Raw genomic sequence first — 19,638 nt, 5'->3', positions numbered from 1 at the left:
GGGGGTTCGCGCTACTTGGCGAGCAGCTTCTTGATCTTCTTGGTGTCTGCCGGCGAAACGACGACTTCACCCTTGAGACGACGCGTCAGCGTGGAGGACTTCCACTCGTTGTAGTGCGCGCGGCTGGCGCGGCGGCGCTTGAGCTTGCCGGTGCCGGTGAGCCGGAACCGCTTCTTCGCACCGCTGTGCGTCTTCATCTTCGGCATGTCGCCGTCTCTCCTCAATTCGGTCGTGCCGGTGGCCGGGCCGGTGCTGGCCGACCCGGTCGCGGCTTGTTCGTCTGCCGGTGGCGGCTGCTGGGGCGCGTGTTGTAAGGCTAACCCCAGCCGCAGGTCACGCTTCCTGTACGGAAGGTTCCGCTTCCGGTACGGAAGCCTCCTCTTCCAGCTCGGAAGGCTCCTCGCCACGCTGCGCCTTGGCGGCGGCCTTTTCGGCCTTGGCCTCGGCCTTCTTCTTGTGCGGACCGATCACCATGATCATGTTACGGCCGTCCTGCTTGGGCTGGGACTCCACGAACCCGAGCTCCTGGACGTCCTCCGCGAGCCGCTGCAGCAGCCGGAAGCCGAGCTCCGGCCGGGACTGCTCACGCCCACGGAACATGATCGTGACTTTGACCTTGTCCCCCGCCTTGAGGAACCGCACCACGTGACCCTTCTTGGTCTCGTAGTCGTGCGGGTCGATCTTCGGCCGGAGCTTGATCTCCTTGATGATCGTGTGCGCCTGATTCTTGCGCGCCTCGCGCGCCTTCATCGCGGACTCGTACTTGAACTTGCCGTAGTCCATGAGCTTGCACACGGGCGGTCGAGCCGTGGCCGCGACCTCGACGAGGTCAAGGTCGGCCTCCTGGGCGAGCTTCAGCGCGTCGTGAATGCTGACGATGCCGACCTGCTCGCCGTTCGGGCCCACGAGGCGAACCTCGGGAACTCGGATACGCTCGTTGATGCGGGGCTCAGTGCTGATGGGGCCTCCTAGGTTTGCGATCCCTACGTGCTCGTCGTGGCGGGGGCCTTCCGCGCCGAAGACGCGAAAAGCCCCGCACGTCGCGCATGCGGGGCCACTGAGCTCTGTGGCTTCGTGGCCTCGAGCTCCCCGGAGAGTCCGGCGTGATCCTGGACCCGGCCGCCTTGCGGTGACTCGGGTGGGAGGGAGACCTCCGCTTGCGCGTCCAGCAAGGCATGCCGGACCGATCAGAGAGCTACATTACCACAACCACGCAGGCGCCTCGAATCATCCCGCAGGCACGGGTAATCGTCCGGGAGATCAGCCCTGCGGGGCCGTGGACCGCCGGGCGATCTCGGCCTCGCCCGCCGCGCGCATGGCCTCGACCGGCACGTCCGTGCGGCCGGTCATCAGCTCCACCTGGCGCACGGCCTGGTGCAGGAGCATCGGGAAGCCGCCGACCACCGTGCCGCCCGCCTCGCGGACCGCCGTGGCCGCCCTGGTCGGCCAGGGGGCGTAGACCACGTCGAACAGCGCCGGCACCCGGGCCAGCCGCCCCGCCCACGCGTCGGCCGCCCCCGCGGGCAGCGTGGAGACCACCAGGTCCACCCCTATGGACGCGTCGAGCTTGTCGAACGTCTCCACCGCCAGCGTCACGCCCAGCCGGTCGGCCACCTCGGCCGTCTCCCCCGCCCTGGCCGGGTCGCGTACCAGCAGCGTGGCCGCGAACAGCCCCAGGTTGCGCAGGGCCGCCAGCGCGGAGGCGGCCGTGGCGCCGCCGCCCAGGACGGTCGCCGAGCGCGGCGCGGGCACGCCCGCCTCGGCCAGCGCCCGCTCGATGCCGTGGACGTCGGTGTTGTGCCCGTGGCGCAGGCCGTCGGCGAAGACCACGGTGTTGGCCCCGCCCACCTCGACGGCCAGGTCGGAGACGGTGTCGAGGAGCGGCAGCACGGCCCGCTTGAGCGGCATCGTCAGCGACAGGCCCGCCCAGGCCCGCTCACCGCCGCCCTGTCCGCGTACGGGGGTCAGCCCGGCGAGCAGGCCGGGCAGCCGCGCCTCGTCGCACTCGAACGCCTCGTAGCTCCACTCGTCGAGCCCCATCGCCGCGTAGGCGGCCCTGTGCAGGTGGGGCGAGAGCGAATGCCCGATCGGCGAGCCCATGACCGCAGCCCGCATCGACACTCCTTCCGGAAACACGGTCCCTACTCCTACCACGCCGCGTGGGCGGGCCGCCGGTCGTCCTGCGGCCCGCCTGCGGGGGTCAGCCGCCGTTCCGCTTGTACTCGGCCAGCAGTGCCTGGCGTTCGGCCTCGGTGGTGGCGAACTTGGTGACGCTGCTCTTGGGGTCGGTGGCGACGAAGTAGAGCCAGTCGCCCTTGGCCGGGTTGAGCGCCGCCTCGATGGCGTGCTGGCCCGGGTTCGAGATCGGGCCCGGCGGCAGGCCGAGGTACATGTAGGTGTTGTACCGGCTCTTCGTCTTCGTCTCGGCGAAGGTGGCTGCGGTGCGGTACTTGTTGAGGGCGTACATGACCGTGCTGTCCATCTCCAGCTTCATCTCCGGGTCGCGGTCGAGCCGGTTGTAGATGACGCGGGCGATCTTGGGCATGTCCTCGAACCGGCCGGCCTCGGCCTGGATGATGCTGGCGATGATCACGATGTCCTGGGGCTTGTGCCCGAGCGCCTTGGCGCCGCCTTCGAGGTCGACCTCCTCGGCGGTCTGGTTGAACCGCTTGACCATCGCGCCCAGGATCTGGGCCGGGGTGGCGTTGGGCGGGAACTGGTAGGTGGCCGGGAAGGCGTACCCTTCGAGCTTGCCCTTGGCGTACGACGGCAGGTCGAGGTCGCCGGTGTCCTTGGCCGCGGCCGCGAACGCCTTGACCGGCTTGTCCGTCGCCTTGGCCAGCGTGGTCAGCGTGTCGGACAGGCGCAGGCCCTCCTTGACCGGCACCTTGGCCAGCAGCTTGTTCTCGGGGCTCAGCATCGCCACCGCGTCGGCCGCCGACATCTTCTTGCGCATCTTGTACTGGCCGGGCTGGAGCGACCCGCTCTTGCCGGCGTTGCCGATGGCGGTGCTGAACGCCCTGGCGCTGGCCACGACGCCCAGGCGCACGAGTTCCTCGGCCACCTCCGACGCGCTCTGGCCGTCCTTGATCTCGACGATCACCTCGCCGGTGCCCTGGCCGGTGTAGTCGTCGGGCACGAGGGCGTCGCTGACCCACAGGTAGCCGTAGTAGCCGCCGCCGCCGATGATGCCCGCCAGCACCACGAAGGCGAGCAGCGGCGCGACGAAGCCGCCACGGTTGCGCCGTCTGCGCCGCCGGCGGTTGCCGCCGCGCTTTCCGGAGCCACGGGAACGGCGCCGGGACCGACCCTCGTCGTCCTCGGTGCCGAGCAGGGAGTTCAGATCGAGATCGCTCATAGGTGCGCTGGCCAATCTCCCGGTACGGCCCGTTCGGCGTCAAGCGGTTGTGCCGAACCGGCTGGGGTCACCGGGCGGAACGGGGGGATCCGCCGGGCATGCTCCCACGACCAGCGGAGATCACTCTGGGTAGCCATGCTAGGGGATGAGAAGAGAGCGCATGACCCGGGATGGGGCTTTTGCGCGGGGACGAGGGGGGTCCCGCCGAACATCAGCCTGTCCCGAGGTTCTTGTTCAACTCTTCCCGGTATCTCACGAACTCGCTCTCTTTGTTGGTGAATTTGGTGATTCTATGCGCCGGATCCGTCGTCACAAACCAGTGCCAATCACCTGCGGCTGGGTTCAGCGCCGCCAGCAGCGCCTTCTCCCCCGGATTGGCTATGGGCGCCGGCGGCAGCCCGCGGCGGCGGTAGGTGTTGTAGGGCGAGTTCACCTTGGTGTCGCTCTCCGTGACCTTCAGTGACCGGCGGTTCTGCGCGTACAGGACCGTGGTGTCCAGCTCCAGAGGCGTGTTGCTCTTGAGCCTGTTGTAGATCACTCTGGCGATCTTGGGGTAATCGGCGTCGGTGCCGCCCTCCGCCTGGACGAGGCTGGCGACCGTGAGGGCCTCCAGCGGGGTCAGGCCGAGCCGCCGGGCCCCGTCCGCCAGATGGATCTGCCGGGCGGCCACGCCCCACCGCTCCACCATGGCGGCCAGCACGTCCACGGGCTTGTCGCCGGGCTCGACGTCGTAGGTGGCGGGGAACAGGAAGCCCTCGATCCCGGGCGCGTACGTGGGCAGCCCGATGAGGCTCTTGTCGACGGCCTGCAGCTCCTTCAGCGGCAGCGCGGCCAGCTGGGCGACGCGCCGCAGCACCTCGTTCGCGCGCAGCCCCTCGGGCACCGCCACCCGCCTGACGAGCCGGGACGCCGGCGCGAGCAGCAGATCGAGCGCCGCGCCCGCGGCCATGCCCTTGCGCAGCCGGTAGTGGCCGGGACGCAGCCGGTTGGCCACGGCCCGCTCCTGGGCCGCGTTCACGAACGAACGCGAGCTGGCCACCACCCCCGCGTCGGCCAGCGCGGTGCCGATCTCCTCGGCGTTCGCGCCCGGCGGGATCCGGACGGTGACCGTCCCGCTGCCCACGCCCTCGAAGTCGTCGGGGCTCAGGTACGGCCTGACCACCGTGAGCGCGGCCGCCCCCGCCGCCACCAGGGCGGCCACCAGCGCGGCGGAGATCAGCCCAGCCTTGCCCAGGGCCCGGCCCCGACGCCGCGGCGGGCCGTCGCCGTTGCCCGGAGGCTCCCCGGCCGCCGGCTCCGGCGGCGACTCCTGCTCGGAGTCGGCCCGCTGGAACGGGACCACTTCGCCGCCGTCGTCCTCAGGGGTGGCGTTCACGTGACCACCTCGCCGGGCAGGCGCCGGACTGGCGGCGTCGGAGCGGGCGCACAGGTCATGGCCTCGTCGCGGGCCTCGCGGTGCCGCCCGGTCATGAGGCAGGTCCGTCGGCCGCCGCGGGGGGCGGTTCGACGGGCCTGCCTGGTGGTCTGTCGGTGGCGCGTTCGGAGTCGAGGGCGTCCTGCAGCAGCACGACGGCGGCCGCCTGGTCGACGACCCCGCGCTGCTTCTTGGCGCGTACGCCGCTGGCCCGTAGCCCGTGCTGGGCGGCGACCGTGGTGAGCCGCTCGTCGAACAGCCGCACCGGCGTGGGCGCCAGCCGCCCGGCCAGCTCGGTGGCGAACGCGCGGGCCAGCCCGGCCGCCTGCCCCTCACGCCCGGACAGCGAGGTGGGCAACCCCACGATCACCTCGATCGCCTCGTGCTCGGCGACGATCTCGGCGATGCGGTCGAGGTCGCCCTTGCCGCGCCGCACGGTCTCGACCGGCGTGGCCAGCGTCCCACTGGGGTCGCTGCGGGCCACGCCGATGCGTACGGATCCGACGTCGACGCCGATCCGCGAACCGAACCTCATGTCATCCGATCTGCTCGCCGATGGCCTGTTCGACCAGGCCGAGCGCGTCGCCGATCGCCTCGGGCCGCGTACCGCCGCCCTGCGCGACATCGTCCTTGCCGCCACCGCCACCCCCAAGAGCCTTGGCGGCGACGCCGACCAGCCTTCCGGCCTTGAGCCCCCGCTCGCGCCCCGCCTCGTTGACCGCGGCGACCACCACGGGCCGGTCGGAGGGGGCGCCGGCGATCACCACGACCGCCGGCCGGTCGGCCGGGAATCTGCCACGCACATCAAGCGCGAGCTTACGCAGGTCGTCGGCGCCGGTGCCATCAGGCGCGCGGTGAGTCACCACGGAGACTCCGTGCAGGTCACGGGCCTGGGACGCCAGCTCGCCGGCCACCTGGAGCACCTGCGCCGAGCGCACCTTCTCCAGCTCCTTCTCGGCGGTGCGCAGGCGGGTGACGATGCCCTCGATGCGCTCGGGCAGCTCCTCGCGGCGCGCCTTGAGCTGCTCGGACAGCTGGGCCACCAGCACGCTCTCGCGGGCCAGGAAGCGGAAGGCGTCGATGCCCACCAGCGCCTCGACCCGGCGCACGCCCGCGCCGACCGACTGCTCGCCCAGCACCTTGACCAGGCCGAGCTGCCCGGAGCTGTGGACGTGGGTGCCGCCGCACAGCTCGCGCGAGTAGTCGCCGATCTCGACCACGCGGACCTCGTCGCCGTACTTCTCGCCGAACATCGCCAGCGCGCCCATCGCCCTGGCCTCGGCCTGGGAGGTGTAGAACGCGTTGACCTTGAGGTCGTTGATCAGCACCGCGTTGACCTCGTCCTCGACGTCGCGCAGCACACTGGCCGGGACCGCGCCGGCCGCGGTGAAGTCGAAGCGGAAGCGGCCTGGGGAGTTCTCCGAGCCCGCCTGCGCGGCCGTCTCGCCCAGCGCGTTCTTGAAGCCGCGGTGGACCAGGTGGGTGGCGCTGTGGCTGCGCGAGATCGCCCGGCGGCGCTCGACGTCGATCTCGGCCTGGGCCTCGTCGCCGGCCTTCAGCTCACCGCTGCGGATCTTGCCGCGATGGACGATCAGGCCCTTGAGCGGCGACTGCACGTCGAGGATCTCGACCTCGGCGCCCGCCGTGCGGATGACGCCCTGGTCGGCGAGCTGGCCGCCGCCCTCGGCGTAGAACGGGGTGCGGCCGAGCACGATCTCGACGGTCGTGCCCGCGCCGGCCGCCGGCACGCTGACGCCGTCGACCAGGATGCCGACGACGGACGTCTCGGCCTCGGTCTCGTCGTAGCCGAGGAAGTCGATCTTGCCGGCCTTCTCCAGCAGGTGGCCGAAGACGGAGATGTCGGCGTTGCCGGTCTTCTTGGCCGCCGCGTCGGCCTTGGCGTTCTGCCGCTGCTCCTTCATGAGGCGGCGGAAGCCCTCTTCGTCGACCTTGAGCCCCTGCTCGGCCGCCATCTCCAGGGTGAGGTCGATCGGGAAGCCGTAGGTGTCGTGCAGCTTGAACGCCTGGTCGCCCGAGAGCGTCGTGCCCGACTTGCGCTTGGTCTCCTCGACGGCCACGTCGAAGATCGCGGTGCCGGTGCGGAGCGTGCCCAGGAAGGACGCCTCCTCCGCGTCGATGATCCCGTGGATCTGCGGCGCGTCGGCCTTCAGCTCGGGGTACTGCTCGCCCATCACGTTGATCGCGACGTCGGTCAGCTCGTGCATGTAGCGCTCGTCGCCGGAGCCGAGCAGGCGCAGGTTGCGCACCGAGCGGCGCAGGATGCGGCGCAGCACGTAGCCGCGGCCCTCGTTGCCGGGCATGACGCCGTCGGCGACCAGCATGGTGCCGGTGCGCACGTGGTCGGCGATCACGCGCAGGCTCACGTCGGCGCGGTGGTCGCGGCCGTAGCGGGTCTTGGTGAGCTCGGCCGCCTTGTCGAGGATCTTGTAGGTGGTGTCGATCTCGTAGAGGTTGTCGACGCCCTGCAGGATCGTCGCCATGCGCTCAAGGCCCATGCCGGTGTCGATGTTCTTGGCCGGCAGCTCGCCGGAGATGTCGAAGTCGACCTTGGTGCGGACCTGGCTGAGCTGGTACTGCATGAAGACGAGGTTCCAGACCTCGAGGTAGCGGTCCTCGTCGGCGACGGGGCCGCCCTCCTTGCCGTACTCGGGGCCGCGGTCGTAGTAGATCTCCGAGCACGGGCCGCCGGGGCCGGGCACGCCCATGTGCCAGTAGTTGTCCTCCAGGCCGCGGCGCTGGATGCGGCTCTCGGGCACGCCGACCTTGTTGCGCCAGATGTCGTAGGCCTCGTCGTCCTCGAGGTAGACGGTCGCCCAGAGCCGGTCTTCGGGGAAGCCGAAGCCGCCGTCGGACTCGGAGCGGGTGAGCAGCTCCCACGCGAACGGGATCACTTCGGACTTGAAGTAGTCGCCGAAGGAGAAGTTGCCGAGCATCTGGAAGAAGGTGGCGTGCCGGGTGGTCTTGCCGACCTCTTCGATGTCGGGCGTGCGCACGCACTTCTGCGCGGTTGCCAGCCGTGACGCCGGAGGCTTGCGCTGCCCCAGGAAGTACGGCTTGAACGGCACCATACCGGCAGGAACCAGGAGTAGCGTGGGGTCCTCAGCGATCAGGCTGGCCGAGGGCACGACCTTGTGCCCACGCTCCTCGAAGAAGCGCAGGAAGCGGCGGGCTATCTCTGCCGACTCCATTGTGGCCATCCTTTGCTGGTAGTCAGTTGTTGTCTTCAGCGTTGTCGAGCCCGAAGCGGGCCCGCAACTGGGTTTCGCGCTCGGCGGCCTCGCCGAGCGCGTCAGAGGTAAAGTCTCTCACCCGCGCGAGCATGCCCGCCGCGCCGTCGGCCGTGCGCCGGACGACGTGGGTCGGGTGCAGCGCCTGCAGCCTGCGCATCACCCAGAAGGCGAGGAACGCGCCGAGCGAGAGGTAGAACAGCCGTCTGATCACCGGGACCGCCTCGGCGGCCTGCGGGCCTCGATGGCGCGCCGCACGCCGTAGCCGAGCGACGACACCTTGATCAACGGGCCCGTGAAGATGGTCTGCGTCACCGCGCTGAGCTTGGCGGCGTGGGCGCTGACCTGCTTGACGTCCTGGGCGATGGCCTCGACCGCGACCAGTTGCCTGTTGGTCTCGTTGACCGTGACGCTCACGTCGTCGAGCAGCGGAACCAGGCGGTTGTTCAGGTCGGAGACCGCCTTGGTGGTCTCGGTGAGCAGCCTGGCGAGCTTGACGAGCACCATGGCGAGAACGCAGACCAGGACAATCCAGCCCGTGGCCGCGATCAGCCCGGCGACCTCTCCAGCGGTAAGCATCCGCTCATCTCCCTCGTACGCTGGGCCGGAACGGCAAGAACCTTATCGCGTCCCGGCGACAACGTTCGTGAGGAAACCGGGTCCGATCCGGCGGCCAGGTCGCCTGCGGACGCTTCCGTGACCGACCGCATGCCGCCCTGACCAGGCCTTCCGCCGCCCGGACGCCTCCTGTCACGCCGCCCGTCACGCCTCGGGGACGCGGGCGAAGGCGCGTACGGGAACCCGCCCGACGCCCTCCAGCAGCGGCGGCGCGGCCGTGAACAGGGCGCCGGTCGGCGGCAGCCGGTCGAGCCCGGTCAGCCGCTCCACGACCGGCACACCGGCGGCGAGCAGCACGTCGAGCGCCGGGCTGTCCACACGCCCGTCGTCCCCCTCAGGCGTGGTGCCGTCGAGGGTGTCGGCGTCGGTGCCGACCAGGGACACGCCGCCCGCGGCCAGCCACGCGGCGGCCTCCGGGGTGAGCCGCCCGCCGTCGCCCGCGCCGGTGTGCAGCAGCACGGCCCTGCCGCGCACGTCGAAGGCGGCCAGCGTGCCCACGCCCACCTCCCGCCCCCCGGCCCCTTCCAGCCGCACCACCACGGTGGGCAGCTCGGCCGCGCGCGACAGGGGCAGGCCCGGCAGGTCGCCGCCGGGCGCCACCAGGCAGGTGCCGCCCTCGGCGGGTGGACGGGCGAGCTCGACCAGCGCTCCCCCGGCCGCCGGGGCGGCCGTGGCCGCGCGGTCGGACGGCCCTCCCCTGGTGCCCTTGTGCGGCTCGGCGAAGATCTCGACGTTGGTCAGCTCGACGCCGTCGGTCATCAGCAGGCCGAGCGAGGCCACGAACAGGGCGGCGATCTCGCCTTCGGAGACGTCGGGGCCGGGCAGGTCGACGCGGAAGCCGTGGACGGCGAGGTCGCCGCCGTTGCCGAAGGTGATGCGGGCGTCGAAGCTCGCGCGGTGGTCGTTCGAGGTGACGGTCATGGTGGCGATCAATCTGGCGTGCGGGCGGGACGGTCAGGAGCCGCGCAGGAAGTCGCGGATCCTGGCCCAGCGGTCGGCCACGGGAGCCTCTGCGCCGTGGCGGGTGGGCTCGTAGTAGCGGCGGTCGCGCACCTGCTCGGGCGCGTAGTCCTGGCGCACCAGGCCGTGGTCGAAGTCGTGCGGGTACTTGTAGCCGTCGCCGTGGCCGAGCTTGGCGGCGCCGGGGTAGTGGGCGTCGCGCAGGTGGCCGGGGACCTGGCCGATCAGCCCCTTGCGGACGTCGCCGACCGCCGCGCCGATGGCCTTGACGACCGCGTTGGACTTGGGCGCCATCGCGCAGTGGATGACGGCCTGGGCCAGGTTGATCTGCCCCTCGGGCAGCCCGATGAGCTGCACGGCCTGGGCCACGGCCACCGCCGTCTGCAGGCAGGTGGGGTCGGCCATGCCGACGTCCTCGGAGGCGAAGATGACGATGCGGCGGGCGATGAAGCGCGGGTCCTCGCCGGCCTCGATCATGCGGGCCAGGTAGTGGAGCGCCGCGTCGGCGTCGGAGCCACGCATCGACTTGATGAACGCGCTGATCACGTCGTAGTGCTGGTCGCCCTGGCGGTCGTAGCGCACGGCCGCCTTGTCGGCGGCCTTCTCCACCACCTCGACGGTGATGTCGTCGGCCAGCAGGGCGGCGGCCTCCAGGTAGGTCAGCGACCTGCGGGCGTCGCCGCCGGCCAGGCGCACCAGGTGGTCGAGGGCCTCGGGCGCGAGCCGGGGCCGCCCGTCCAGGCCGCGCGGCTCGGCCACCGCGCGCTCCAGGACCGCGCGCACGTCGTCGTCGGACAGCGACTCCAGCGTGAGCAGCAGCGAGCGCGACAGCAGCGGCGAGATGACCGAGAAGGACGGGTTCTCGGTGGTGGCGCCGATGAAGGTGACCCAGCGGTTCTCCACCGCCGGCAGCAGGGCGTCCTGCTGGGCCTTGTTGAAGCGGTGGACCTCGTCGACGAACAGCACGGTCTGCCGGCCGCTCATGCCCAGCTCGCGGCGGGCGTTGTCGATGGCGGCGCGGACGTCCTTGACGCCCGCCGAGACGGCGGAGATCTCGACGAAGCGGCGCTTGGTGACGTTGGAGACGACGTAGGCCAGGGTCGTCTTGCCGGTGCCGGGCGGGCCCCACAGGAACAGCGACATGGGGGCCTCGCTCTCGACCAGCCGCCGCAGCGGGGTGCCGGGGCCCAGCAGGTGTCGCTGGCCGATCACCTCGTCGAGGGTGCGCGGGCGCATCCGCACCGCGAGGGGTTGCGGGGTGGCCTCCTCAGCCGCCGAATCGAACAGGCTATCCACAACGCGAGATTACACGCCGGTCAGACCCGCCGCGGCCCACACGGCCCTGGCCCCGGAGTCGCCCGCGCGGAAGCAGAACCACCCCGCCACGGCCGCCAGGACGACCGTCAGCGCCGACAGGACGAACGTGACGGGCCTGCCGAACCGGTCGGAGGTGACCGAGCGGCGCGCGGGGGTGGTGGCGTACACGAGGGCCAGGGAGGCGGCGGCCAGACCGGCCACCGACAGCAGCAGCGGGTTCGCGAAGCTCTCGTGGTCGGCGACGCGCGCCCCGAGCGGGCCGTCCACGTCGGCGAAGCGGGCCCGTTTCAGGCTCTCCCCGCTCTCCTTGGCCACCAGGACCGCCACGGGGGCGGCCACGGCGAGCAGCACCACCGCCCACGCCGTCAGGGTCCTTACGCGTGGCAGCAGCGCGTACGCCCCCGCCAGGAGGACGAGCAGCGGCGTCAGCACCACGGCGAAATGGACGATGAGCGGATGGGCCGGCAGGCCGAGGATCTGCTCGAACACGATCACTCCTTGGTAGGGGCCTCACCTGGACTACCGAATTCTCATGCCGAAAGGTTCTATCTCCCACTTGCCCCAGTCAGTGGCTTCCGCCACTTACGCCCGGCACATATCGGAGGCCGGTAGCATTCGCGGAGTTGTTTGGTCATGTGTCGGCAAAGATGAAGGAGACAACCGGTGAGCGGCGACGACCGCCAGAGCGAGCTGGCCCGGGAGCACAAGGAGCGGCAGGCGCGGCGCGCGGCCGAACAGACCGCCAAAGGCAGGCGGAACACCTTCATCGGCGCGGGCGTGGCCGTCGTCGTGGTGGCGGGCGGCATCTTCGCCGCGACCACCCTGATGGGCGACGACAAGAAGACGGCCGCGGCGGCGAGCACGCCCACGCCCTCCGCCAGCACCAGTTCTCCCGCGCCGACGGAGCTGCCGAGCACCTCGCCGCCGAAGAAGGCGGGCGAGGTGTCGTGCACGTACAAGCGTGACGACTCCGCGCCCAACAAGTTCGTCGGCCTGCCGGGCAAGCGGCCCAACCTGAAGCTCAAGACGATGACCGTGACCACCAACCACGGCAACATCGTCATCGACGTCGACGCGAACGCGACCCCGTGCTCGGTCAACTCGATGGCGTTCCTGGCCAGGAAGGGCTTCTACAACAACACCAAGTGCCACCGGCTGGCGACGCCGGAGACGGCCGGCCTGTTCCTGCTGCAGTGCGGCGACCCGCAGGCCAAGGCCGACGGCAGGAACCCGACCGACGGACAGGGCACGGCCGGCTACGTGTTCGGCGACGAGGCCGCCGGCACCATGTCCTACACCAAGGGCGTGGTGTTCCTGACCCAGCCCGACGGCGCCGCCGGGCAGAACAGCAGCCAGTTCGCCATCTCGCTGTCGGACGAGAACGGCCAGCTGGAGCCGCAGTACTCGGTGCTCGGCATGGTGCGCTCCGGCCTGGAGATCATCGAGAAGGTCGCCAAGGACGGCGTCATCGTCAACGGCGACGACATCGTGGGCGACGGCGGCTCGACCGCGCCGAAGAACCCCATCATCATCAAGCGCGTCACGCTGAGGTAGCTCGGCACACGAGAACGGCGGGCGTCCCCTGCGGAAAGGGGGACGCCCGCCGTCGTCGTGTCAGGCCTCGGACTTGGGCTGGGCGTCGACGCCCGCCTCCTTGCGCTGCTCGGCCGTGATCGGCGTCGGCGCGGCGGTCAGCGGGTCGAAGCCGGAGGCGGTCTTCGGGAACGCGATCACATCGCGGATCGAGTCGCCGCCGGACAGCAGCATGCAGATCCGGTCCCAGCCGTAGGCGATGCCGCCGTGCGGGGGCGGGCCGTACTTGAACGCCTCCAGCAGGAAGCCGAACTTGCTCTCGGCCTCTTCCTTGGAGATGCCGAGCACGTCGAAGACGCGCTGCTGCATCTCGGCCCGGTGGATACGGATCGAGCCGCCGCCGATCTCCATGCCGTTGCAGACCATGTCGTAGGCGTAGGCCAGGGCCTCGCCCGGGTGGTCCTGGAAGTTGTCGGCCCACTCCGGCTTGGGGCCGGTGAACGGGTGGTGCACGGCCGTCCAGCCGCCCTCGCCGTCCTCCTCGAACATGGGGGCGTCGACCACCCACAGGAACGACCACTGCGACTCGTCGATCAGGCCGCAGCGCCGGCCGATCTCCAGCCGGGCCGCGCCCAGCAGGTCGCGGGAGGCCGAGCGGGCGCCGGCGGCGAAGAAGACCGCGTCGCCGGGGTTGGCGCCGACCTTGGCGGCCAGGCCGGACAGCTCCTGCTCCGACAGGTTCTTGGCGACCGGGCCGCCGAGCGTGCCGTCCTCCTGGACCAGCACGTACGCCAGGCCCTTGGCGCCGCGGCTGCGCGCCCACTCCTGCCAGCCGTCGAGCTCCTTGCGGGTCTGCGAGCCGCCGCCCGGCATGACCACCGCGCCGACGTAGTCGGCCTGGAAGACGCGGAAGGAGGTGTCGGCGAAGTAGTCGGTCATCTCGACGAGCTCCTGGCCGAAGCGCAGGTCGGGCTTGTCGGAGCCGTAGCGGGCCATGGCGTCGGCGTAGGTCATGCGCGGCAGCGGCATGGGGATCTCGTAGCCGAGGATCTCCCGCCACAGCCGGCCGACCAGCTTCTCGCCGACCTCGATGACGTCCTCCTGGTCGACGAAGGACATCTCGACGTCGATCTGGGTGAACTCGGGCTGGCGGTCGGCCCGCAGGTCCTCGTCGCGGTAGCACTTGGCGAGCTGGTAGTAGCGCTCCAGGCCGGCGACCTGGAGGAGCTGCTTGAACAGCTGCGGCGACTGCGGCAGGGCGTACCAGTTGCCGGGCTGCAGGCGCACCGGCACCAGGAAGTCGCGCGCGCCCTCGGGGGTCGAGCGGGTCAGCGTCGGGGTCTCGACGTAGACGAAGCCGAGCTCGTGCATCACCTCGTTGGCCAGGTAGGTGGCCTTGGAGCGGGTGCGCATGGCGCTCGCGACCTGCTGGCGGCGGATGTCGAGGTAGCGGTACTTGAGCCGGGCCTCCTCCGACACGCCCACGTTGCCCTCGATGGGGAACGGCAGCGGCGCGGACTCGCTCAGCACCTCGACCCGCTCGGCCACGACCTCGATCGCGCCGGTGGGCAGCTCGGGGTTGGCGTTGCCCTCCGGGCGCACCCTGACCTGGCCGACCACCTGCACGCAGTACTCGGCGCGCAGGTCGTGGGCGTGGTCCTCCTCGCGGAAGACCACCTGCGCCGAGCCGGAGGCGTCGCGCAGGTCGATGAAGACAACGCCGCCGTGGTCACGGCGGCGGGCCACCCATCCTGCGAGCGTCACCTGCTGCCCGGCATGCTCCTCACGGAGCGACCCGGCCGTATGCGTGCGGATCACTGCACTTTCCCTTTCAAAACGTCGGCGACCTGGGCCAGCGGCACCTCGGTCTGTTCAGCGGTGGTCAGGTCCTTCAGTTGCACGGCCTCGGCCGCGAGGTCACGCTCGCCCAGGATCAGCGCGAACCGGGCGCCGGATCGGTCCGCGCCCTTCATCGCGCCCTTGAGCCCCTTGCCGCCGAAGGCCATGTCGGCGCTGATGCCCGCCTCGCGCAGCTCGGAGAGGAGCAGGAACATGCGGCGGCGGGCGTCGTCACCCAGCGGGACACCGTACACCTGGACGCGGCCCGGCGCGGCCTCGCCGAGCAGCCCCTCGGCCTCCATCGCCAGGTACGTGCGGTCGACGCCGAGCGCCCAGCCGACGCTGGGCAGCGGCGGGCCCCCCAGCACCTCGCTGAGCCCGTCGTAGCGGCCGCCGCCGCCGACGGCCGACTGCGAGCCGAGCCCGCCGTGCACGAACTCGAACGTGGTGCGCGTGTAGTAGTCGAGCCCGCGCACGAGCCGCGGGTCGTCCTCGAAGGCCACGCCCGAGGCGGTCAGCAGCGAGCGGACCTCCTCGTGGTAGCTCTTGCACGCCGCGCACAGGTGGTCGACCACCAGCGGCGCGCCGGTGAGCTGCGCCTGCACCTCGGGCCGCTTGTCGTCGAGCACCCGCAGCGGGTTGATCTCGATGCGGGCCCTGGTGTCGGCGTCGAGGTCGAGCCCGCGCAGGAACTCCTGCAGCGCGGCCCGGTAGGCGGGCCGGCAGTTCTTGTCGCCGAGCGAGTTGACCAGCAGCTTGACCTGCCGGAGCCCGAGCGAGGCGAAGCCCCGCGCGCCGAGCACGATCAGCTCGGCGTCGAGCGCCGGGTCCTCGGAGCCCAGGGCCTCGGCCCCGACCTGCCAGAAGTGGCGGTAGCGGCCCTTCTGGGCACGCTCGTAGCGGAACTGGCTGCCGGAGTACCACAACTTGACCGGGAGCTGGCCGGTGTGCAGGTTGTGCTGGAGCACGGCGCGCACGACCGAGGCGGTGCCCTCGGGGCGCAGGGTCAGCGACCTGCCCGCCTTGTCGGGGAAGGTGTACATCTCCTTCGACACCACGTCGGTTGACTCGCCCACGCCTCGCTTGAACAGCTCGGTGTCCTCGAAGACGGGAGTCTCGACGTAGCCGTAGCCCGCCCGCCTCAGGGGCGCGGCCAGCGCCTCGCGCACGGCCAGGATGGCCTCGGAGCTGGGCGGCAGCCAGTCGAAGGTGCCTTTGGGTGCTTGGAAGCTCATTAGATCCCTCGTGTGGGACCGGCCTGCGGCGCCGCTTCCTTCAGGTAAGGGTTGGTGGCGCGCTCGCGGCCGATCGTGGTCTGTGGTCCGTGGCCCGGCAGGACGACCGTATCGTCAGGCAGCGGCAGGCACTTGGTGGCCAGGCTGCGCAGGATGGTCGCGTAGTCGCCGCCGGGAAGGTCGCTACGGCCGATGGAGCCGGCGAACAGCAGGTCGCCCGAGAACATGATCTCGTCGCCGGGCAGCCGGAAGCTCACCGACCCCCTGGTATGGCCCGGGGTGTGGTCGACCACGAGATCGAGGCCCGCCAGGCTGAGCTCCGCGCCGTCGGACAGCTCGCGCACGTCGTCGGGCTCGCTCAGCCTGATGTCGCCGAACAGCGAGACGCCGCCGCCCCAGCCGGCCGAGGGGTCGCTCAGCAGGTGGCGGTCGTCGGGGTGGATCCACGCGGGGACGTCGCGCGCGCCGCAGACGGGGGCGACCGACCACACGTGGTCGAGGTGGCCGTGCGTGAGCAGCACCGCGACCGGCTTGAGCCGGTGCTCGCGCAGCAGCTCGTCGACGCCTTCGGCGGCGTCCTGGCCCGGATCGACGATCACGCACTCCTCGCCGGCCGCGGGCGCGACGACGTAACAATTGGTCTGGAGGGCCCCTGCGGGGAAGCCTGCGATGAGCATCTGCCTCAGGTGATCTCGTCGAAAAGCCAATGGGAATGTAACCGAAGGGTACCGGTGCGGGTCGCCGGGCTGCGAATCATTACCCATTGGCCGATACGATTCGCCCACCTCAGTTGATTGACTATGGGAGGCAAAGCGGTGGCCACGGGCAAGGACCGGCAGAAGCAGCTGGCACGTGAGCACTACGAGCGGCAGATGCAGCGCCGCATCGAGCGCGAGCAGAAGGCCAAGCGCACCGCGATCATCGGCTCCACGGTCGGCGTCGTGGTCGTGGTGGGCGGCATCGTGGCCGCGGTCGCGCTCCTCGGCGGCGGCGACTCGAAGACCGAGGCGGCCGCCTCGCCTTCGGCCTCGGCCCCGCAGGACACCGCGTCGGCCGCGGCCGACAAGGGGCCCAAGCCGTACGACGCGGCGGCCGGCACCTGCGACTATGTCAAGGAGGCGGCCGGCGGCCAGGTCAAGGACGTCGGCATGCCGCCGGCCAAGGTCAAGACCGAACCGGCCAAGAGGACGATGACGCTCGACACCAACCTGGGCGCCATCGTGGTCGAGCTCGACAACGCCAAGGCGCCCTGCACGACCAACTCGCTGGCCTTCCTGGCATCCAAGAAGTTCTACGACGGCAGCAAGTGCCACCGGCTCGGCAGCGACAAGTTCCCGATGCTGCAGTGCGGCGACCCGACGGCCAAGGCCGACGGCAAGAGCCAGGACGGCGCGGGCGGCCCCGGCTACGTGATGGCCGAGGAGAACCTGCAGGGGGCGGCGTACAAGCGCGGCACGGTGGCGATGGCGAAGACGTCGGCGCCGGGCAGCACGGGGAGCCAGTTCTTCCTCGTTTACGGCGATCTCGGACTCACCCCGGATTACACGCCGGTGGGTACGATCACCAAGGGGCTCGACATCCTGGACAAGGTGAACAAAGCGGGCATCATCGCTGACATGGGAGATGGGACCGGAGCACCGAAGCAAACCCTCGAAATCAAAGACGTGACAATCGCCGGCAAGAGCTGACGTAATACAAACTAGGGACGAAGTAGTCCCGAAGGGTCTGATGGATAGTGCGGGAGGACACGGTGAGCACCGACCCGTGGGGCCGGGTAGACGACGACGGCACCGTCTACGTGCGTACGGCTGAGGGAGAGCGGGCCGTCGGCTCCTGGCAGGCCGGTGAACCCGAAGAGGCACTGGCCTACTTCCATCGCAAGTACGACGAGCTGTCGGGCCAGGTACAGCTCCTCGAACAGCGGGTCAAGGGCACCGACCTGGCGCCCGCGCAGGCCGAGGCGAGCATCGCCAAGCTGCGCGAGGCCGTCGCCGACGCCCACGCCGTGGGCGACCTGGCGGCGCTGACGGCCCGCCTCGACGGCCTGACCGAGCTGGTCGGCCATCGCCGCGAGGAGGTCAAGGCCGCCCGCGACCAGGCGCGCGCCGAGGCCAGGACGGTCAAGGAACGCATCGTCGCCGAGGCCGAGCGCATCGCCGACGAGACCACCCACTGGAAGTCGGGCGGCGAACGGCTGCGCCAGCTCGTGGAGGAGTGGAAGGCCGCCGACCGGATCGACCGGGTCACCGAGGCGGCGCTGTGGAAGCGCCTGTCGGCCGCCCGTACGGCCTTCGCCAAGCGCCGCAAGCAGTACTTCGCGGGTCTCGACGAGCAGCGCGAGGGCGTGCGCTCGGCCAAGGAGCGCATCGTCGCCGAGGCCGAGGCCATCGCGGGCTCCACCGACTGGGGCACGACCGCGGCGATCTACCGCGAGCTGATGCAGCAGTGGAAGACCGCCGGCCGCGCCTCACGCGAGGTCGAGGACGAGCTGTGGGGCCGCTTCAAGGCCGCCCAGGACCAGTTCTTCCAGGCCCGTTCGGCGGTCTTCGCCGAGCGTGACGCCTCGCTGGCGGCCAACGCCGAGATCAAGGAGGAGCTGCTGGCCGAGGCCGAGAAGATCCTCCCGGTCACCGACGTGCGCACGGCCAGGGCGGCGCTGCGGCACATCCTGGAGCGCTGGGAGGCCGCCGGACCGGTGCCGCGCGAGCAGCGCGACCGGCTCGAAGGCGGGCTGCGCAAGGTCGACGAGGCCGTGCGCAAGGCCGAGGACGCCGAGTGGAAGCGGTCCAACCCCGAGGCCAGGGCGCGCGCCCAGAGCACGGTCGACCAGCTCCGCGCCTCCATCGAGCAGCTGGAGAAGCGGCTGTCCAAGGCCCAGGCCGCCGGCCGGGCCAAGGACGTCAAGGAGGCCGAGGAGGCGCTGGTCGCCCGCCGTTCGTGGCTGGAGGAGGCCGAGCGCACGCTGACCGAGTTCAGCTGATCCGATCTTCGGAGGGCGGCCGGGGTCCTACGCTGACGGCATGGACCCCGTCAGCGTCGCGCGCGCCCTCGTCGACGAGCTGTTCCCCGGCGCCCTGTACGCCTTCGTCGGCGGCAGCGTGCTCACCGAGCGCCGCACCCGCACCTCCGACCTCGACGTCGTGGTGGTGCTCGACGGGCTGGCCGTGCCCTATCGCGAGTCCCTGCGCTGGCACGGCTGGCCCGTCGAGCTGTACGTCCACAGCGAGACCAGCCTCGACGCCTACGTCGACCGCGACCTGGCCCGGCGCAAGCCGGGCATGGCCCGCATGTGCGCCGACGGCGCGGTGCTGGTCGACCGCACCGGCGGCCGGGCCAGCGACCTGCAGACGGTGCTCGGCGAACGGCTGGCCGCCGGTCCCGGCGACCTGGCCGCGCCCCGCGCCGAACAGGCCCGTTACGGCCTGTCCGACCTGCTCGACGACCTGGCGGGCGCGACCGACCCCGGCGAGCAGCTGTTCATCCGCTGGCAGGTGGTCCAGGAGACCGCCAGGCTCGCGCTCGACGTGGGCGGCAGGTGGCGGGGCAACGGCAAATGGCTGCTGCGCGAGCTGCGCGAGCACGACCCGGCGCTGGCCGACGAGCTGCTGACGGCCCACTCCGACCCGGCGCTGCTGACCACGGTGGCCTCAGGCGTCCTGGAACGGGCCGGAGGGCGCCTGTGGGAGGGCTACCGGGCCGAGGGCGACCCCTTCCACCTCCCGCTGCGTCACATCGCCGCTGAGGCGCTGTCGGGCGACACGGCCCAGAGCTCCGGCATGCGCCGGCTGGCCGCGATCAGCGGCGCCACGGCCGGTTCGTCGGCCCTGTGGATGGGCCAGACGCACGTCGCGCCCGCCACCCGCTCCTCCGACCACCACCACGGCGCCTCCGAGACCGCCATCTACGTCGTCAGCGGCACCCCGCGCTTCGTCTTCCTCCAGGACGGCCGCGAACGGCGGATCGAGGCGGCCCCCGGCGACTACGTCTACGTGCCGCCCTACACCCCGCACCGCGAGGAGAACCCCGACCCCGAGCGGGAGGCGGTCGTGGTGATCGCGCGCAGCACCCAGGAGGCGATCGTGGTCAACCTGCCGGACCTGAAGGGCTGAGCCGCCG

Annotated in this window: 19 protein-coding genes; 4 read left to right on the top strand and 15 right to left on the bottom strand. The window is 71.2% G+C overall.

The window, feature by feature from the left end; all coding sequences use genetic code 11:
- Positions 1-11: 11 nt before the first annotated feature.
- The 12 genes from rpmI to ACIA8R_RS08105 form a co-directional block, all read right to left on the bottom strand.
- Positions 12-206 carry a 50S ribosomal protein L35 gene (gene rpmI / locus ACIA8R_RS08160; RefSeq protein ID WP_125635662.1) on the bottom strand — a complete coding sequence of 65 codons (195 nt, stop codon included), beginning with the start codon at positions 204-206 and terminating at the stop codon, positions 12-14.
- A 127-nt stretch (positions 207-333) separates the two neighbouring features.
- Positions 334-960 (bottom strand): translation initiation factor IF-3, encoded by a 627-nt coding sequence (infC, locus tag ACIA8R_RS08155; protein ID WP_357703424.1) that lies wholly within the window; start codon positions 958-960, stop codon positions 334-336.
- 300 nt (positions 961-1,260) lie between these two features.
- Entirely contained in the window at positions 1,261-2,115 is an 855-nt protein-coding gene (locus ACIA8R_RS08150; RefSeq protein ID WP_364097394.1) for a shikimate dehydrogenase, read from the bottom strand.
- Positions 2,116-2,200: 85 nt separating this feature from the next.
- A complete protein-coding gene (gene mltG, locus ACIA8R_RS08145; RefSeq protein WP_364097397.1) occupies positions 2,201-3,358 on the bottom strand; it encodes an endolytic transglycosylase MltG in 1,158 nt (385 codons plus the stop codon).
- A 211-nt stretch (positions 3,359-3,569) separates the two neighbouring features.
- Positions 3,570-4,733, bottom strand: a complete 1,164-nt coding sequence (gene mltG / locus ACIA8R_RS08140) for an endolytic transglycosylase MltG (RefSeq protein ID WP_397037259.1) — start codon at positions 4,731-4,733, stop codon at positions 3,570-3,572.
- A 91-nt stretch (positions 4,734-4,824) separates the two neighbouring features.
- The gene (gene ruvX, locus ACIA8R_RS08135) at positions 4,825-5,307 is read right to left on the bottom strand and encodes a Holliday junction resolvase RuvX (RefSeq protein ID WP_357703313.1); all 483 of its coding nucleotides are present in this window, start codon (positions 5,305-5,307) and stop codon (positions 4,825-4,827) included.
- A gap of 1 nt (position 5,308) precedes the next feature.
- Positions 5,309-7,981 carry an alanine--tRNA ligase gene (gene alaS, locus ACIA8R_RS08130; protein WP_357703311.1) on the bottom strand — a complete coding sequence of 891 codons (2,673 nt, stop codon included), beginning with the start codon at positions 7,979-7,981 and terminating at the stop codon, positions 5,309-5,311.
- Between the two features lie 22 nt (positions 7,982-8,003).
- On the bottom strand, positions 8,004-8,234 hold the full coding sequence (locus ACIA8R_RS08125; protein ID WP_357703309.1) for a hypothetical protein: 231 nt from the start codon (positions 8,232-8,234) through the stop codon (positions 8,004-8,006).
- Complete coding sequence (locus ACIA8R_RS08120; RefSeq protein ID WP_357703307.1) at positions 8,231-8,599, bottom strand: DUF948 domain-containing protein; 369 nt, start codon at positions 8,597-8,599, stop codon at positions 8,231-8,233. The genes ACIA8R_RS08125 and ACIA8R_RS08120 overlap by 4 nt, the downstream gene beginning before the upstream one ends.
- 183 nt (positions 8,600-8,782) lie before the next feature.
- Positions 8,783-9,559: a hypothetical protein gene (locus tag ACIA8R_RS08115; protein ID WP_397037256.1), complete on the bottom strand. Its 777-nt coding sequence runs from the start codon at positions 9,557-9,559 to the stop codon at positions 8,783-8,785.
- Between the two features lie 33 nt (positions 9,560-9,592).
- Entirely contained in the window at positions 9,593-10,894 is a 1,302-nt protein-coding gene (locus ACIA8R_RS08110; protein ID WP_357703303.1) for a replication-associated recombination protein A, read from the bottom strand.
- Between the two features lie 9 nt (positions 10,895-10,903).
- Complete coding sequence (locus ACIA8R_RS08105) at positions 10,904-11,404, bottom strand: hypothetical protein (protein WP_364097409.1); 501 nt, start codon at positions 11,402-11,404, stop codon at positions 10,904-10,906.
- A gap of 174 nt (positions 11,405-11,578) precedes the next feature.
- Here ACIA8R_RS08105 and ACIA8R_RS08100 point away from each other — a divergent pair, with 174 nt between their 5' ends.
- Positions 11,579-12,469, top strand: a complete 891-nt coding sequence (locus ACIA8R_RS08100; protein WP_397037253.1) for a peptidylprolyl isomerase — start codon at positions 11,579-11,581, stop codon at positions 12,467-12,469.
- Between the two features lie 60 nt (positions 12,470-12,529).
- Here ACIA8R_RS08100 and aspS read toward each other — a convergent pair whose 3' ends face one another.
- The 3 genes from aspS to ACIA8R_RS08085 are packed head-to-tail and all read right to left on the bottom strand — an operon-like array spanning position 12,530 to position 16,199.
- The gene (gene aspS / locus ACIA8R_RS08095) at positions 12,530-14,266 is read right to left on the bottom strand and encodes an aspartate--tRNA ligase (protein ID WP_397037251.1); all 1,737 of its coding nucleotides are present in this window, start codon (positions 14,264-14,266) and stop codon (positions 12,530-12,532) included.
- Complete coding sequence (gene hisS, locus ACIA8R_RS08090; protein ID WP_357703295.1) at positions 14,263-15,522, bottom strand: histidine--tRNA ligase; 1,260 nt, start codon at positions 15,520-15,522, stop codon at positions 14,263-14,265. Before hisS ends, aspS begins: the two co-directional genes overlap by 4 nt.
- The gene (locus ACIA8R_RS08085) at positions 15,522-16,199 is read right to left on the bottom strand and encodes an MBL fold metallo-hydrolase (protein ID WP_357703293.1); all 678 of its coding nucleotides are present in this window, start codon (positions 16,197-16,199) and stop codon (positions 15,522-15,524) included. The genes hisS and ACIA8R_RS08085 overlap by 1 nt, the downstream gene beginning before the upstream one ends.
- 123 nt (positions 16,200-16,322) lie before the next feature.
- Here ACIA8R_RS08085 and ACIA8R_RS08080 point away from each other — a divergent pair, with 123 nt between their 5' ends.
- The 3 genes from ACIA8R_RS08080 (at position 16,323) to ACIA8R_RS08070 (ending at position 19,631) form a co-directional block, all read left to right on the top strand.
- Complete coding sequence (locus tag ACIA8R_RS08080) at positions 16,323-17,210, top strand: peptidylprolyl isomerase (protein WP_397037249.1); 888 nt, start codon at positions 16,323-16,325, stop codon at positions 17,208-17,210.
- Between the two features lie 62 nt (positions 17,211-17,272).
- Positions 17,273-18,502: a DUF349 domain-containing protein gene (locus ACIA8R_RS08075; protein WP_364097415.1), complete on the top strand. Its 1,230-nt coding sequence runs from the start codon at positions 17,273-17,275 to the stop codon at positions 18,500-18,502.
- 40 nt (positions 18,503-18,542) lie between these two features.
- Positions 18,543-19,631, top strand: coding sequence for a cupin domain-containing protein (locus tag ACIA8R_RS08070; protein WP_397037246.1), 1,089 nt, complete (start codon positions 18,543-18,545; stop codon positions 19,629-19,631).
- The last annotated feature ends 7 nt before the right edge of the window (positions 19,632-19,638 follow it).

The sequence above is a fragment of the Nonomuraea sp. NPDC051191 genome, assembly GCF_044455665.1.
Lineage (GTDB): Bacteria > Actinomycetota > Actinomycetes > Streptosporangiales > Streptosporangiaceae > Nonomuraea.
Note: the sequence above shows the minus strand (reverse complement) of the source record. Positions and strands in the feature narration are given on the sequence as shown.

Bases quoted from the DNA above. Each gene is read 5' to 3' on its own strand.
- ACIA8R_RS08085 (WP_357703293.1), bottom strand. From the start codon at position 16,199: ATGCTCATCGCAGGCTTCCCCGCAGGGGCCCTCCAGACCAATTGTTAC.
- ruvX (WP_357703313.1), bottom strand. From the start codon at position 5,307: ATGAGGTTCGGTTCGCGGATCGGCGTCGACGTCGGATCCGTACGCATC.
- ACIA8R_RS08080 (WP_397037249.1), top strand. From the start codon at position 16,323: ATGGGAGGCAAAGCGGTGGCCACGGGCAAGGACCGGCAGAAGCAGCTG.
- ACIA8R_RS08150 (WP_364097394.1), bottom strand. From the start codon at position 2,115: ATGCGGGCTGCGGTCATGGGCTCGCCGATCGGGCATTCGCTCTCGCCC.
- ACIA8R_RS08120 (WP_357703307.1), bottom strand. From the start codon at position 8,599: ATGCTTACCGCTGGAGAGGTCGCCGGGCTGATCGCGGCCACGGGCTGG.
- alaS (WP_357703311.1), bottom strand. From the start codon at position 7,981: ATGGAGTCGGCAGAGATAGCCCGCCGCTTCCTGCGCTTCTTCGAGGAG.
- ACIA8R_RS08115 (WP_397037256.1), bottom strand. From the start codon at position 9,559: ATGACCGTCACCTCGAACGACCACCGCGCGAGCTTCGACGCCCGCATC.
- ACIA8R_RS08070 (WP_397037246.1), top strand. From the start codon at position 18,543: ATGGACCCCGTCAGCGTCGCGCGCGCCCTCGTCGACGAGCTGTTCCCC.
- mltG (WP_364097397.1), bottom strand. From the start codon at position 3,358: ATGAGCGATCTCGATCTGAACTCCCTGCTCGGCACCGAGGACGACGAG.
- rpmI (WP_125635662.1), bottom strand. From the start codon at position 206: ATGCCGAAGATGAAGACGCACAGCGGTGCGAAGAAGCGGTTCCGGCTC.
- hisS (WP_357703295.1), bottom strand. From the start codon at position 15,522: ATGAGCTTCCAAGCACCCAAAGGCACCTTCGACTGGCTGCCGCCCAGC.